Origin of the sequence: Fluviicoccus keumensis (assembly GCF_004217445.1) — a bacterium.
Lineage (GTDB): Bacteria > Pseudomonadota > Gammaproteobacteria > Pseudomonadales > Moraxellaceae > Fluviicoccus > Fluviicoccus keumensis.
Window position 1 is genome coordinate 600,666 of sequence record NZ_SHKX01000010.1, and the last position, 13,871, is coordinate 614,536.

At 60.8% G+C, this 13,871-nt stretch carries 16 protein-coding genes; 1 reads left to right on the plus strand and 15 read right to left on the minus strand.

The window, feature by feature from the left end; genetic code table 11:
• Positions 1-53: 53 nt before the first annotated feature.
• The 10 genes from glmU to EV700_RS03805 all read right to left on the minus strand — a co-directional run bounded on the left by glmU (position 54) and on the right by EV700_RS03805 (position 8,573).
• Positions 54-1,424 carry a bifunctional UDP-N-acetylglucosamine diphosphorylase/glucosamine-1-phosphate N-acetyltransferase GlmU gene (gene glmU / locus EV700_RS03760; protein ID WP_130411003.1) on the minus strand — a complete coding sequence of 457 codons (1,371 nt, stop codon included), beginning with the start codon at positions 1,422-1,424 and terminating at the stop codon, positions 54-56.
• Positions 1,425-1,527: 103 nt separating this feature from the next.
• The gene (locus EV700_RS03765) at positions 1,528-1,947 is read right to left on the minus strand and encodes a F0F1 ATP synthase subunit epsilon (protein ID WP_130411004.1); all 420 of its coding nucleotides are present in this window, start codon (positions 1,945-1,947) and stop codon (positions 1,528-1,530) included.
• A gap of 62 nt (positions 1,948-2,009) precedes the next feature.
• On the minus strand, positions 2,010-3,404 hold the full coding sequence (atpD, locus tag EV700_RS03770; protein WP_130411005.1) for a F0F1 ATP synthase subunit beta: 1,395 nt from the start codon (positions 3,402-3,404) through the stop codon (positions 2,010-2,012).
• A 30-nt stretch (positions 3,405-3,434) separates the two neighbouring features.
• A complete protein-coding gene (gene atpG, locus EV700_RS03775) occupies positions 3,435-4,301 on the minus strand; it encodes a F0F1 ATP synthase subunit gamma (protein WP_130411006.1) in 867 nt (288 codons plus the stop codon).
• A gap of 54 nt (positions 4,302-4,355) precedes the next feature.
• Positions 4,356-5,900 carry a F0F1 ATP synthase subunit alpha gene (atpA, locus tag EV700_RS03780; RefSeq protein ID WP_130411007.1) on the minus strand — a complete coding sequence of 515 codons (1,545 nt, stop codon included), beginning with the start codon at positions 5,898-5,900 and terminating at the stop codon, positions 4,356-4,358.
• A 20-nt stretch (positions 5,901-5,920) separates the two neighbouring features.
• Positions 5,921-6,457, minus strand: a complete 537-nt coding sequence (locus EV700_RS03785) for a F0F1 ATP synthase subunit delta (RefSeq protein ID WP_130411008.1) — start codon at positions 6,455-6,457, stop codon at positions 5,921-5,923.
• A 17-nt stretch (positions 6,458-6,474) separates the two neighbouring features.
• Positions 6,475-6,945: a F0F1 ATP synthase subunit B gene (locus EV700_RS03790; RefSeq protein ID WP_130411009.1), complete on the minus strand. Its 471-nt coding sequence runs from the start codon at positions 6,943-6,945 to the stop codon at positions 6,475-6,477.
• Positions 6,946-6,991: 46 nt separating this feature from the next.
• Positions 6,992-7,246 carry a F0F1 ATP synthase subunit C gene (gene atpE / locus EV700_RS03795; protein ID WP_130411010.1) on the minus strand — a complete coding sequence of 85 codons (255 nt, stop codon included), beginning with the start codon at positions 7,244-7,246 and terminating at the stop codon, positions 6,992-6,994.
• A 44-nt stretch (positions 7,247-7,290) separates the two neighbouring features.
• Complete coding sequence (gene atpB / locus EV700_RS03800) at positions 7,291-8,169, minus strand: F0F1 ATP synthase subunit A (protein ID WP_130411011.1); 879 nt, start codon at positions 8,167-8,169, stop codon at positions 7,291-7,293.
• Positions 8,170-8,180: 11 nt separating this feature from the next.
• Positions 8,181-8,573: an ATP synthase subunit I gene (locus EV700_RS03805; RefSeq protein WP_165391320.1), complete on the minus strand. Its 393-nt coding sequence runs from the start codon at positions 8,571-8,573 to the stop codon at positions 8,181-8,183.
• 134 nt (positions 8,574-8,707) lie between these two features.
• On the opposite strand from EV700_RS03805, the gene EV700_RS03810 reads away from it, so the two are divergent.
• The gene (locus tag EV700_RS03810) at positions 8,708-9,328 is read left to right on the plus strand and encodes a fused DSP-PTPase phosphatase/NAD kinase-like protein (protein ID WP_130411013.1); all 621 of its coding nucleotides are present in this window, start codon (positions 8,708-8,710) and stop codon (positions 9,326-9,328) included.
• 10 nt (positions 9,329-9,338) lie between these two features.
• Here the strand turns inward: EV700_RS03810 and EV700_RS03815 are convergent, their stop codons facing one another.
• The 5 genes from EV700_RS03815 to hemC are packed head-to-tail and all read right to left on the minus strand — an operon-like array spanning position 9,339 to position 13,767.
• Positions 9,339-9,752 (minus strand): acyl-CoA thioesterase, encoded by a 414-nt coding sequence (locus EV700_RS03815; protein WP_242610177.1) that lies wholly within the window; start codon positions 9,750-9,752, stop codon positions 9,339-9,341.
• A 39-nt stretch (positions 9,753-9,791) separates the two neighbouring features.
• Positions 9,792-11,006 (minus strand): heme biosynthesis HemY N-terminal domain-containing protein, encoded by a 1,215-nt coding sequence (locus EV700_RS03820; protein WP_130411015.1) that lies wholly within the window; start codon positions 11,004-11,006, stop codon positions 9,792-9,794.
• Positions 11,003-12,010: a uroporphyrinogen-III C-methyltransferase gene (locus EV700_RS03825; protein WP_130411016.1), complete on the minus strand. Its 1,008-nt coding sequence runs from the start codon at positions 12,008-12,010 to the stop codon at positions 11,003-11,005. The genes EV700_RS03820 and EV700_RS03825 overlap by 4 nt, the downstream gene beginning before the upstream one ends.
• A gap of 36 nt (positions 12,011-12,046) precedes the next feature.
• The gene (locus EV700_RS03830) at positions 12,047-12,841 is read right to left on the minus strand and encodes a uroporphyrinogen-III synthase (RefSeq protein WP_130411017.1); all 795 of its coding nucleotides are present in this window, start codon (positions 12,839-12,841) and stop codon (positions 12,047-12,049) included.
• On the minus strand, positions 12,838-13,767 hold the full coding sequence (hemC, locus tag EV700_RS03835; RefSeq protein WP_130411018.1) for a hydroxymethylbilane synthase: 930 nt from the start codon (positions 13,765-13,767) through the stop codon (positions 12,838-12,840). Before hemC ends, EV700_RS03830 begins: the two co-directional genes overlap by 4 nt.
• Between the last annotated feature and the right edge of the window lie 104 nt (positions 13,768-13,871).

Sequence of the window (13,871 nt, forward strand, 5' to 3'; positions counted from 1 at the left end):
AAACCCACTCCCGTCTTCGTTCCACCAGCGCCGGTCACCCGACTGCCACTAATTTACTTGCCCGGCTTACGCGGGCGATCCCAGTTTTCAATATTACGCTGCAATCCCCGAGCGACCGCCAAGGCCGCCGGAGGCACATCCTTGCTGATGGCGGATCCAGCGCCGGTTGTCGCGCCTTGACCGATTTTCACCGGCGCGATCAACGATGAGTTGGAGCCTATAAAGGCGTCCTCGCCAACCACGGTGCGATGCTTGAAGGCGCCATCATAATTGCAGGTAATGGTGCCGGCTCCGATATTGGCCCGCGCACCGATATCGGCATCTCCGATGTATGCCAAATGATTCGCCTTGGCGCCCTGATCAAACCGGCTATTCTTGACTTCCACAAAATTACCGATATGCACATCGTCGGCAAGCGTGCTGCCCGGACGAATACGGGCAAAAGGCCCTGCCTGGACGCGCTGTCCAATCACGGACTCCTCGATAACGGAATTGGCGCGGATAACGCTGCCTGCTCCGATCGTACAGTCTTTCAGGACACAATTGGGCCCGATACGGACATTATCACCCAGAGTGACCGTGCCCTCAAAAACCGAATTGACGTCAATCTCGACATCCAGCCCGCAAGACAATACCCCGCGGACATCCAGCCTTGCCGGGTCCAGCAACGTGACACCGGCGCGCATCAGTGTCTCGGCTTGCTGACGCTGGTATACGCGCTCCAATGTCGCCAGCTGCAACTTGTCATTGACGCCCTCAACCTCCCAGGCATGCGCTGGATGGGTCGTACGAACAGCAACTCCGGCCGCGACAGCCATGGCGATGATATCCGTCAGGTAATACTCCCCTTGGGCATTGCTATTCCCCAGATTGGGCAGCCAGTCATGCAGATGGCGGTTTGGCACGCACAGAATCCCGGTATTGACTTCCCGGATCAACTTTTCCGTATCGCTCGCATCTTTCTGCTCGACAATACGCTGCACCTTTCCGGCGGCATCCCGGACAATGCGTCCGTACCCCGTCGGGTTATCCAGATGCACGGAAAGCAGCCCCAGCGAGTTGTCGTCACGAACCTGGTCCATCAACAACTGCAAGGTTTGAACCGAGGTCAATGGCACATCGCCATAGAGAATCAGGGTTTTCCCGGTCGCGGGCAACTGCGGGAGAGCCACCTGGACGGCATGCCCGGTTCCCTTCTGCTCTGCTTGCAAAACCCATCCCAGGTTTTCACCGGCGAAATGATTACGCACAACATCACCGCCATGGCCGTAGACCACCAGCGTATTGGCGGACTCCAGATCATGGGCGGTTTTCAGGACATGCGCCAACAAGGGGCGACTGGCCAACGGCTGCATGACCTTGGGCAGAACCGACTTCATGCGGGTGCCTTTGCCGGCAGCAAGGATGAGGACGCTCAACTCCATCTGATTGGTACCTGTCTGTTAAGAATTATCGGGTGTGGAAAAGCAGAAAGGGTAGCATAAGCTACCCTTTTTGACTGCATCTTGAGCTTGACCAACCACGGAATCACGCGCGGTTTTTGAGCTTCTGCAGAGTTCGCAACTGGCCGGCGACTTCCGCCAGCGCTGCCAATGCAGCGCCCGTGTCCATTTCGGACTTCTGGTTCTGCAGGGCCGCCATGGCGGCGTTGCGGGCCTCAATCGCAGCAGCCTCGTCAATGTCAGCCGCACGAACGGCGGTATCCGCCAGCACGGTGACCACATGAGGCTGAACTTCCAGCACGCCGCCGGAGACGTAGAAGAGTTCCTCTTCGCCGTTTTCCTTGATGACACGCACGGGGCCGGGATGCAACTGGGTCAGCAGCGGAGCGTGGCCGGGCAGGATGCCCAGGTCGCCCACCTTGCCGTGCGCAATCAGCATCTGGACGCTACCGGTAAAGATAGATTCCTTCACGCTTACGATGTCGCAGTGCAAACTGTTCGCCATAATATTCACCTCTGGAGGCCGCCCGGACGCTTAAAGGCCCGGACGCCTTGTCCCCTGCTGGATTACAGTTTCTTGGCTTTTTCGATGGCTTCTTCGATGCCGCCAACCATGTAGAAAGCCTGTTCGGGCATGTGGTCATACTCACCGGCGAGAATGCCCTTGAAGCCGCGAATGGTTTCCTTCAGCGGAACGTACTTGCCGGGAGAACCGGTGAACACTTCGGCCACATGGAAGGGCTGCGACAGGAAACGCTGGATCTTACGCGCACGGTACACCACGAGCTTGTCTTCTTCAGACAGTTCGTCCATACCCAGAATCGCGATGATGTCCTTGAGTTCCTTGTAGCGCTGCAGCACGGTCTGCACGCCGCGAGCCACGTTGTAGTGCTCTTCACCGACAACCAGCGGGTCCAGCTGACGGCTGGTGGAATCCAGCGGGTCCACGGCTGGGTAAATACCCAGCGAGGCGATGTCACGGCTCAGCACGACGGTGGCGTCCAAGTGGGCGAAGGTGGTCGCCGGGGACGGGTCGGTCAAGTCATCGGCAGGGACGTAAACGGCCTGCACGGAGGTGATGGAACCGGACTTGGTGGAGGTGATGCGCTCTTGCAACACGCCCATTTCCTCGGCCAGCGTCGGCTGGTAACCCACGGCGGAGGGCATACGGCCCAGCAGCGCGGACACTTCGGTACCGGCCAGCGTGTAACGGTAGATGTTGTCCACGAACAACAGCACGTCACGACCCTTGCCGCTTTCGTCCTTTTCATCACGGAAGTATTCCGCCATGGTCAGGCCGGTCAGCGCCACGCGCAGACGGTTTCCGGGAGGCTCGTTCATCTGGCCGTATACCATCGCGACCTTGTCAACCACACCGGAATCCTTCATTTCGTGGTAGAAGTCGTTCCCTTCACGGGTACGCTCACCCACGCCGGCGAACACGGACAGACCGCTGTGCGCCTTGGCGATGTTGTTGATCAGTTCCATCATGTTCACGGTCTTGCCGACACCGGCACCGCCGAACAGGCCGACTTTACCGCCCTTGGCGAACGGGCACAGCAGGTCGATAACCTTGATGCCGGTTTCCAGCAGCTCGGTGCCGCCGGACTGTTCGTCATAAGACGGCGCCTTGCGGTGGATCGACCACTGGATTTCTTCGCCGATCGGGCCGGCTTCGTCAATCGGAGCACCCAACACGTCCATGATGCGGCCGAGGGTCTTGACGCCGACCGGCACGGAGATGGGGGCATTGGTGTTGCTGACCGGCAGACCACGCTTCAGGCCTTCGGTGGAACCCATGGCGATGGTGCGAACCACACCGTCGCCCAGCTGTTGTTGCACTTCGAGAGTGGTGGCGGTGCCATCCACTTTCAGGGCGTCATAGACCTTCGGCACGCTGTCACGCGGAAACTCGACGTCGATAACTGCACCGATAATCTGAACGATTTGACCGCTGCTCATCGGATTTTCCTCTTAAACTGAATACTGCGCTTAAACCGCGGCGGCGCCGCCGACGATTTCGGAAATTTCGCGGGTAATGGCTGCCTGACGCAGCTTGTTGTACACCAGCTGCAAACTCTTGATCAGACTGCCGGCATTATCGGTCGCCGCCTTCATGGCAACCATACGGGCGGCCTGCTCGCAGGCGATGTTCTCCACAACCCCTTGATACACCTGGGATTCAATGAAACGCACCATCAGGGCGTCCAGCAGCGGCGCTGCTTCCGGCTCATACAGGTAATCCCAGCCGTGTTCGCGCTTCAGGTTGCTGTTTTCATCCGTGGGCAGCGGCACCAGTTGTTCCATGACAGGCTTCTGGGTCATGGTGTTCACAAACTGGTTGTGCACCAGGTAAATCCGGTCAAGATGGCCTTCATTGAAGGAGTCCAGCATGACCTTGACTGTGCCGATCAGTTGATCAATGGCCGGTGCATCACCCATATGGGTCTTCACCGCCACAACCTTGCCGCCCACCGACTTGAAGAAGGTGGTGGCCTTTTGCCCGATCAGGCAGAATTCCACTTCCACGCCCTGCTCGCGCCAGGACTTCACCGACTGTACAACCCGCTTGAACACGTTGATGTTCAGGCCGCCGCACAGGCCGCGATCCGAAGACACGACAATATATCCGACACGCTTGACCGGACGCTCCACCATGTAGGGGTGCTTGTATTCCGGATTGGCCTGTACCAGATGGGCGATCACACGGCGCATCTTCTGGGCATAGGGGCGACCCGATACCATGCGCTCTTGCGCCTTGCGCATTTTGGAGGCTGCCACCAATTGCATCGCTTTCGTAATCTTCTGCGTGCTCTTGATGCTGGCGACCTTGCTGCGAATCTCTTTTAAGCCGGCCATAGTCTCACCGAGTTGTTATGCCGATCGGACAAGGTCCGACCGGCAAGTTACGACTTACCAGGTCTGGGTAGCCTTGAAGGTTTCGATACCCTTGCACAGCTCGGCTTCGATCTCGCCGTTGTAGTTAGCGGTGGCGTTGATGTTGTCCATCAAGGCCTTGTGCTGACTGTTCATATAGCTGTGCAGACCGGCTTCGAAAGCCCCGACCTTGGCGACCGCCACATCCTGCAGATAACCTTCGTTAGCGGCAAAGATGGAAACGGACATGTCGGCGATGTTCAGCGGTGCGAACTGCTTCTGCTTCATCAGTTCTGTCACACGCTGACCATGTTCCAGCTGTTTGCGGGTCGCTTCGTCCAGATCGGACGCGAACTGGGCGAATGCCGCCAGTTCACGATACTGGGCCAGCGCGGTACGGATACCGCCGGACAGCTTCTTGATGATCTTGGTCTGGGCGGCGCCACCGACGCGGGACACCGAGATACCGGCGTTGACGGCCGGACGGATACCCGAGTTGAACAGCGAGGTTTCGAGGAAGATCTGGCCGTCGGTGATCGAGATCACGTTGGTCGGAACGAAAGCGGACACGTCGCCGGCTTGCGTTTCGATGATCGGCAGCGCGGTCAGCGAGCCGGTCTTGCCCTTCACTTCACCGTTGGTGAACTTCTCGACATACTCTTCGGACACGCGGGAAGCGCGCTCCAGCAGACGGCTGTGGAGATAGAACACGTCGCCGGGGTAAGCTTCACGTCCGGGCGGACGGCGCAGCAGCAGCGAGATCTGGCGATAAGCCACGGCCTGCTTGGACAGATCATCATAAATGATCAGGGCGTCTTCGCCGCGGTCACGGAAGTATTCGCCCATGGTGCAACCGGAGTACGGCGCCAGGAACTGCATGGAAGCAGGATCGGCGGCGGCGGCGGCAACCACGGTGGTGTATTCCATCGCACCGTATTCTTCCAGCTTGCGCACAACGTTGGCGATGGTCGATTGCTTCTGACCCACGGCGACGTACACGCACTTGATGCCGGAACCCTTCTGCGCAATGATCGTGTCGATCGCCATCGCGGTCTTGCCGGTCTGACGGTCGCCAATGATCAGCTCGCGCTGGCCACGGCCGATGGGGATCATGGAGTCGACGGCCTTGTAGCCGGTTTGCACCGGCTGGTCGACCGACTTACGCCAGATCACGCCCGGGGCCACTTTTTCGACCGCGTCGGTCATCTTGGCGTTGATCGGGCCCTTGCCGTCGATCGGCTTGCCGAGGGCGTCAACGACGCGACCCAGCATTTCCGGACCCACCGGCACTTCCAGGATGCGGCCGGTGCAACGCACCTTCTGGCCTTCCTGCAGGTCGAGGTAGCCACCCAGCACCACAGCACCGACTGAATCCTGTTCCAGGTTCAGGGCCATGCCGAAGAGGCCGCCTTCGAACTCGATCATTTCGCCGTACATGACATCGGCGAGGCCGTGAATGCGGACGATACCGTCAGACACCTTCACCACCGTGCCTTCATTACGGGCCTCGGAGGTGGCGTTGAGATCGCTGATACGCTGTTTGATCAGCGCACTGATCTCGGAAGGATTCAGTTGCTGCATGATGCGCAGTTCCTCAAAAATTATGAATTCAGGGTGGCGCTCAGTTTCGCCAGTTTGCCGCGCACGGAGGCATCAATCACCAGATCGCCGGTGCGAATGATGGCGCCGCCGATCAACGACGAATCCACCTGCGCATTGACGGTCACCTTGCGGCCGAGACGGGCGGCAAGCTGGCCGGCAAGGGCCTGCTGCTGGACATCCGTCATCTCGAAAGCACTGGTCACCTGGACATCGGCGGTACGCTCGGCATCCGCCTTCATTTGCTCGAAAATCTCGGCAATGGCAGGCAGGGCGGCCAAACGCTTGTTCTGGGCGACGAAAGCCACGAAATTACGACCGTCTGCGCTCAACTGGTCACCGGCAGCAGTAAAGAATGCGCCGGTTTGCTGCTCCACCGTCATGCTGGGACGGGTCAGGTAGGCCGTAAATTCGGCATCCCCGGCCAGCGCTGCAGCGAGAGCGAGTTGGGCGGACCACTCGGCCAGCTGGCCCTTTTCCTGTGCATGGGCAAAGGCAGCCTTGGCGTAGGGGCGCGCCACAGTGGTTAGTTCAGCCATGTTTCACCGCCTACTGTTTAGAGCTCAGTCGCCAACTGGTTGAGCATTGCTGCATGGGCCTGGGCGTCAACCTGGGCTTGCAGGATCTTCTCGGCGCCAGCGATAGCCAGCGCCGCCACCTGGGCGCGCAGCGCGTCACGGGCGCGGTTGATTTCCTGCTCGATCTCTTCGCGGGCTTGGGCCTTGATGCGCTCGCCTTCAGCCTGGGCCTGGGCGCGGGCTTCTTCGACCATCTGAGTGGCACGGCGGTGAGCCTGATCGAGCAGCTGGGCTGCCTGATCCTTCACGGCCTTCATCTCATTAGCCACCTGGTCTTGGGCGGAAGCCAGATCACGTTGCGCCTTGTCAGCGGCGCTGAGGCCGTCTGCAATGCGCTTCTGCCGTTCAGCCAAGGCAGCCGTCAGCGGCGGCCAGACGAACTTCATGCAGAAGAACACGAAGAGCGCAAACGAAATGGCCTGCCCCAACAGGGTCAGATTAATGTTCACACTAACACCTCATTCGGCAGTTGCGGGAAAAATTGCGTCTGACGAATTACTTCAGCATGCCGATGAACGGGTTGGCGAACACGAAGAACAGACCAATACCCACGCCGATCATGGGGACGGCATCGAGCAGACCGGCGACGATGAACATCTTGACCTGCAATTGCGGAGCCAGTTCGGGCTGACGGGCAACGCCTTCCAGGAACTTGCCACCCAGCAGGCCGAAGCCAACGGCGGTACCCAGGGCACCGAAAGCGATCAGGATAGCGGCGGCGATAGCGGTCAAGCCAATCACGGTTTCCATTGTAATTACCTCTGCGTCGTAGTGTTTAAAGGGAAAAAGGGTTATCAGTGATGCTCACTGGCCATACTCAGGTACACGATGGTCAGCATCATGAAGATGAATGCCTGCAGCGTGATGACCAGAATGTGGAAGATGGCCCAGGGCACCGACAGCATCCACTGCAAACCGAACGGCAGCAGCGCAATCAGGATGAAGATCAGCTCGCCGGCATACATGTTGCCGAACAGTCGCAGGCCCAGGGATACCGGCTTGGCAATCAGGGTCACACCTTCCAGAATCAGGTTGATGGGAATGAAAAACGCCTTGAGCACGGGATTGCTCGGATTGAACGGATTCAGTGCCAGCTCACCGGCAAAACCGCTCACACCCTTCATCTTGATGCTGTAGAACAGGACCAGCAGGAATACCGAGATCGACATGCCCAGCGTAATGTTGGGGTCGGTGGACGGCACCACTTTCATGTAATGGAAACCCAACGCCTGCGCGGCGGACGGAATAAAGTCAACCGGAATCAAGTCCATGAAATTCATCAGGAAGATCCAGCAGAAAATCGTCAGGGCCAGCGGGGCGATCAGTGAAGACTTGCCGTGAAAAGTATCACGGACGTTCGTGTCGACAAATTCGACGATCGTTTCAATGAAATTCTGCAGACCGCCGGGCACGCCACTGGTGGCGCTCTTGGCGACCATGCGGAAAATCAGGCAGAAAATCAGGCCCAGACCAATGGACCAGCCCATGGAATCCAGATGAATCGCCTTGAACCCCATGGCATGAGCTTCGTCACCATTGTGCGCGATAGTCCAGGTTGCCGCCGAGAGGACTTCCTCACCATGCTCGCCATGACGCACATAGCCTGCCGGCAATTCGCCGTAGGTCAGATTGGTAAGGTGATGCTTAATATATTCTGCGGAATTTCCAGCCATAACTGCACCCGTTAGGACCTGTCGCGCAACGCGTCCCGCAAGGGACTCAGCCACGCCACAAGCTGCACCAAAAAGAAACCGGTCAGCACCCAGCCCGCCTGCAGGTTCGGAACCATGCCAAAGGCGGCGGCGAAGAGGAGGACAGTCAAGGCAAACTTGCCTGCCGCTCCCTTGTAGAAACTTTTCACGATCTGCCTGGCCGATGCTGCGCCGGCATGACGAAAGGCCTGCACAGCGAAATAGGCGCTGCCGGCGACTGCGATTCCCGCGCCGATACCTGCGGACATCCCGGAGTGAACACCCGACAACATGACCAGCAAGGTCAGTACAATTGCAACCACCACCTGCCCCTTCAGAAGGCGCCAGGCTGGTGTCGCATCGACGAGCGGCTGGGGTCGGCTCACAATGGTTCCACGCAGGTGACAATGAGCGGCAATGCGGGGATTGCCACTTTCAGCGCCGCGAATTGTATAGATTGCGTTCTGGCTTGGCAAGTCTTACAGTATTTTCTGGAAGAACCGTTTATCGGATATTTTTTGTGCAGAAATTTGTTCCAGGCTCTCTCAGGCATATTGGGATGCGACACCTGCGGGACATTGGTCTGACGTTGGCCGCCCTGACCGCGGCCGGTTGCGCAACCGCTCCGCCTCCCCTGCCCCGACCGGCCACCACACACCCGTGCGACACCTGCCTTCCGGGCGTCATCAACTTTGCCAAGGTCTCGCCGACGCTGTGGCGTGGCGCCCAGCCCAGCCGTGAAGGTTTTCAAGCCCTGGAAAAAGCCGGTGTAACGACCGTCATCAATCTCCGGATCGGCGAGGACAATAGCGATGAACCGCTGCTGGCGGGAACGGGGCTTCGCTATATCCAGATCCCGATGAAGGCCTGGAGTCCGGATGCCGGGCAGCTGAAACAGTTCCTGCAGGAAGTGGAGAATGTCCGCCGTCAAGGGCATGGGGCCGTTTTCGTGCACTGTCAGCAAGGGAGGGATCGAACCGGCTATTCGGTAGCGGCATACCGGATGGTGATGGAGGGCTGGACGGCGGATCAGGCCATTGCAGAAATGTTCGATTTCCGCTTCAACCGCATCTGGCGCGGCAATCCCGGCTTTTTGCGAAAGCTTGATACGGCGACCCTGAAACCGTCCGCAGACCGCTAAGGCGCGTCGTTCAACTGGCCGGGGTGTGGCCGACGGTCGCCTCCAGGCGGAAAATGGACTGGCGCAGAACATCGGACAGCGCCAGCTTACCGCCTCCGGCCGCCACCATGACCACTACCGCTTCGCCTGTCGCAACCACAGCCTGCTGACGACTGCTGACCAGCACATACTCCATGCGGAAACCCGAGCCTCGCAATTCAACGACCCGCGCGCCCAGTTCCAGGGTATCCGGATACGTGACCGGCTTCAGGAAACGGCAACTGTTCGCCGATACCACCGGATTGCAGGCTTCCAACTGATCCAACGCGCCGATGGCTTGCAGGTAGCTGATGCGGACGCTTTCAAAATAACGGTAGTAATTGGCGTTATTGACGTGTCCGAAGGCGTCCATATCGCCCCAAGCAACCACCTGCTTCTGGATCATCGGAAAATCTTGGAGCGGGGACTGGGACATCACGGAACCTTAGGGCATCGGAAAGTGAGGCAAGGGGCGCTGCGTCAGTTGCTGCAACCCGGCTACCAGGTAGTGGGCGGACTCGGGATCATTGAGATGTTGCAGCAGGCGGACATACTCGGCATAGGTTTCGGTGCTTTTGCCCAGGCTGAGGCTTTGCTCAAAGCTGGCGCGGGCGGCATCCCAATCGCGGTTTTGCAGGTACAGCCGCCCCAGGGTCAACAGCAGCAAGGGGCTTTGCGGGCGTTTCGACTGCCAGGCGCGCGCCTGCTGCAATGCTTCATCCGGATAGGACGAACGAATGCGGCCGTACAGGGCGATCAGGCCGTTATGCCAGTGATGTCCGAGAGCTTCCCGCACCACCGGCTCGGCCTCATCATCAAAGCCCTGCCGCACCATGGCTTCGGCATAGGCCTCCACCAGATCGGGCTGTTGCTTCAGGGCGGCGGGCACGGCCTCCCAATAGGCCTTGAGCCGCCTGAGCGACGCGGCACGCTCCACCCGGCTCCCGGTCTGTGCCATCCAGCCCATAATCTGCCGGTGCGCATCCACCGCCAATGCCACTGCCCGTTCATGGCCCAGCATCCCGGACAGCTTTGGCATCCAGCCCGCCAGATCCTCCCAGGCCTGCAGACGGATCAGGACATCCACCAGTAATTCGGCCAGCGCCGGTTCCCTACGGTAATGGCTGTGCAGGCTCTTCAGGCGCGCGGCGGCGGCCTCCCACTGGCCGCCGTCAATCCAGATGCGTACACGCGCCAGTTCCAAGGGCAGATGATCGGCGGCGCCTGTCGCCATATCGAGATAATCTTCGGCCAGACGGAATTCATGGCGGCGGCGGGCGGAGTCGCTGGCTATCGATGCCGCGGCGAAGGGGTGAGGCGACAATTTGACCGCCTGCATCAGACGCTTTTCACCACGAGCAGCTTCGCCGCGCTGCAACAAGCCGACGCCTTCGGCCAGCAACGCCCCGGCGCGGCGAACCTTGCGCTGGTCGGACCATTGCAGGATGATGCGGCGCAGGCCGAACACACCCAACAGCAACTCCAGCCCTACCAGACCGACCACGGATACCAGCACCAGCATCAGCACCGCCAGGGATAACGACACCTCGACGGACGTCTGGTGCCAGGCGATCAGGACATAACCGGGATCGTTCAGGAACAGCCAGCCAAGCCCGCCCCCCAGAACCAGGGCGGCAATCAGCGCCAGGAACAGGGTCATGAACGGGTCCCTTCAGCCGGAATGGCGATGGCGGGATGGAGCTCACGCAAGGCCGACAAGGCGTGGCGCGATTGCGTCAGTGCTAAGGGAATATCGGGCAGGGTTTCCGCCGACAAGGCCGACAGCTCCTGCTGGACGACGGCAATGCCGGGACTGAGCGCGGTGTAATCCTTCAACAGGACGCGCACATCCTCCAGGCTTTGGTGATAGCGGGCATTCTGGTTCCGCCAGAGCGCCAACTGCGCCTGCGTCAGCTCCAGATAGACGGACTGCTGCAACAGCCAGCGCTGGTCATCACCCAAGAGGGGTCGCACCGGGGCATCGTAACGCCGGATGGTGATCAACTGACGGAAAGATTGCCAACCCTTTTCCCAGACTGAAGACGCCGCAACGCGGGCCGGGTCGACACGGCTGGCTTGCGGGCTGCCGACATGCATCGGCAGGGCCATGCGCGCCGCCTGTTGCTTGAGCGCATCAAGCCGTACGGATAATCCGGCGCGATCGACCTGTTGCGCGGCCAGCAGGCTCAGGCGGTCAGCCGCCAGGCCTTCACGCAGCAAGGCCAGCCCCGGATCGGCTTGCCGGGACAACAGGCTGTCCGCCAGCTCTACCAGGCGCAAGGCGGGAGTCACATCCTGCTGCAGCTGCAAGTGCTGTTCCGCCATATCCAGGTAGTACGCCACTTCGTCCGTCAGCCACTGGCGGCGCTGTTCCGGCGACAAGGTCTTGGTCATGGCGTCCAGACGGGCGGCCAGATCTCCCTGCTGGCGACGCACGGCGGCCAGTTCGCCGGACAGCAGATCCCGGGATTGCTGCAACTGGGCCAGCTGGTGTTCCAGCGCCTGTTGACGCTGCTGTTGCGCCGCCAGATCCTGTTGCCGGAGCTGCCACGCCATGAAACCGGCCGCAATGACTGCTGCCAGCAGCAGCACCCGGATGAATGCCTGACGGAATCGCGTCTTGACCGGGGCGGCATAGCCCAGGGACCGGCGGATGTCTGTCATGGCAAGTAACCCTGCTGCGGCTGAAAAATGGAAGGGCTAATCAATACCACGCGCTGACGCCTCCCGCCAAGCCCGGAGCGCGGCAATCACGTCTTCCGGACGCGTACTGGCCGCAACCAGCACCACCGCGACACCCAGCCGCATGGCCTCGGCGCCCAGACGCTCGCTGATCACCACGGCCGGCAGCAGGCGGGCTTCATCCCCACCCAGCGCCAGCCAGTGACGGAGCGACTCCCCGCTGGTGAGGACGATGGCATCCGGCTTCCGGTCCTGGCGCAACGATCGCCACTGCCCGGCGGCAGCGGCGGGCAGGCGGCGGCGATAGAGATCCAGATAGTCCACCTGCACGGCCTTGGCCTGCAGCCAATCGCGCACCAGATTGCGGCCGCCCTCGCCGCGCAGCACCAGTACGCGGTCGCCAGGCTGTAACGTCTGTATCGGCGGCAGGGAAAGCACGCCTTCACTGGTTTCAATCGTCGGAGTCAGCGGCGACAGCCCGGCCCCGGCCAATTCACGGGCGGTCGCGGCTCCGACCGCGATCCAGACCTGACCGACCGGCCATTGCGGCCAGTAATCCCGCAAGGAGTCCAGACCCAGCGCCGCCGCCGTGGGACTCACGACGAACACGACGCGATACCGGTCCAGATCCTGAACCATCTGCCGCTGAACGGGAGATAACGGTAACGGCTCAGTTTCCAGCAGGGGCAAGGCGTGAACAGTCGCACCGACTGCACGCAGGGCCGCATCGAGCACCGTGGCGCGGCCGGCAGGCCGGGTATTGACGACGCTCAGGCCAGTCAATGGCCGGTCGGCCGCCTCGGGGATTGTCATCCGTGCAAAGCCGGCGCCGCCAGCAGCTCGGCCGCGCCCTGCACCAACAGGGCTTCCGCCACTTCAATACCCAGCGCCTCCGCTTCGGCGGGTGTCGCCGCGTCGGCTGCCGAACGCAACAGGGTCTTGCCGTCCAGACTGCCGACCAGCCCGCGCAGGCTGAGCTGGTCGCCGCGCAATACGGCATGACCGGCGATCGGCACCTGGCAACCGCCATGCAGGCGGCGGTTCATGGCCCGCTCGGCCAGCACGCAGGTGGCGGTGGCGGCATGATGCAGCGGCGCCAGCAGTTTCAGGGTTTCAGCATCGTCCTGACGCGCCTCAATGCCCACCGCGCCCTGGCCCACGGCCGGCAGCAGCAATTCATCGCCCAGATACTGGGTGATCCGCTCCGGCATACCCAGCCGCAGCAACCCGGCGCTGGCCAAAACGATCGCGTCATACTCCCCGGCATCCAGCTTGCCCAGGCGCGTACCGACATTGCCGCGCAGATCCTTAAGCACCAGATCCGGACGCAGCGCGCGCAACTGGCACTGGCGACGCAGGCTGGAGGTGCCGACAACCGCGCCTTGCGGCAACTGCTCCAGCGAGGCGTAACGATTGGATACCAGCGCGTCCAGCGGATTTTCACGCGGGCAGATGGTGACAATGCCCAGACCGCCCGGGCACTCCATCGGCACATCCTTCATCGAATGGACGGCGATATCGGCCTGCCCTTCCAGCATCGCGGTTTCCAGTTCCTTCACGAACAGGCCCTTGCCGCCGATCTTGGCCAGCGGCGCATCCAGGATACGGTCGCCCTGCGTCGTGAAGGTCACCAGCTCTACCGTCAGGCCGGGGTGGTGGTGCATCAGCAAGGAACGGACATATTCGGCCTGCCACAGGGCGAGCGGGCTCTTGCGGGTGGCGATGCGGAGGGTTTTCATGAATGACGCCTGAAAATGGGAAAGAACTGAAGCGGATTATGAAGGCTGGAAGAAGCAAGAGAAAGGGGAAACACCAGAGCACGGCACCCGGGCGGATAGCTTCC

Excerpts from the sequence above, each read along its gene's own strand:
- glmU (WP_130411003.1), bottom strand. The coding sequence starts at position 1,424 with ATGGAGTTGAGCGTCCTCATCCTTGCTGCCGGCAAAGGCACCCGCATG.
- EV700_RS03765 (WP_130411004.1), bottom strand. The coding sequence starts at position 1,947 with ATGGCGAACAGTTTGCACTGCGACATCGTAAGCGTGAAGGAATCTATC.
- atpD (WP_130411005.1), bottom strand. The coding sequence starts at position 3,404 with ATGAGCAGCGGTCAAATCGTTCAGATTATCGGTGCAGTTATCGACGTC.
- atpG (WP_130411006.1), bottom strand. The coding sequence starts at position 4,301 with ATGGCCGGCTTAAAAGAGATTCGCAGCAAGGTCGCCAGCATCAAGAGC.
- atpA (WP_130411007.1), bottom strand. The coding sequence starts at position 5,900 with ATGCAGCAACTGAATCCTTCCGAGATCAGTGCGCTGATCAAACAGCGT.
- EV700_RS03785 (WP_130411008.1), bottom strand. The coding sequence starts at position 6,457 with ATGGCTGAACTAACCACTGTGGCGCGCCCCTACGCCAAGGCTGCCTTT.
- atpE (WP_130411010.1), bottom strand. The coding sequence starts at position 7,246 with ATGGAAACCGTGATTGGCTTGACCGCTATCGCCGCCGCTATCCTGATC.
- atpB (WP_130411011.1), bottom strand. The coding sequence starts at position 8,169 with ATGGCTGGAAATTCCGCAGAATATATTAAGCATCACCTTACCAATCTG.
- EV700_RS03815 (WP_242610177.1), bottom strand. The coding sequence starts at position 9,752 with ATGATCCAGAAGCAGGTGGTTGCTTGGGGCGATATGGACGCCTTCGGA.
- EV700_RS03820 (WP_130411015.1), bottom strand. The coding sequence starts at position 11,006 with ATGACCCTGTTCCTGGCGCTGATTGCCGCCCTGGTTCTGGGGGGCGGG.
- EV700_RS03825 (WP_130411016.1), bottom strand. The coding sequence starts at position 12,010 with ATGACAGACATCCGCCGGTCCCTGGGCTATGCCGCCCCGGTCAAGACG.
- EV700_RS03830 (WP_130411017.1), bottom strand. The coding sequence starts at position 12,841 with ATGACAATCCCCGAGGCGGCCGACCGGCCATTGACTGGCCTGAGCGTC.
- hemC (WP_130411018.1), bottom strand. The coding sequence starts at position 13,767 with ATGAAAACCCTCCGCATCGCCACCCGCAAGAGCCCGCTCGCCCTGTGG.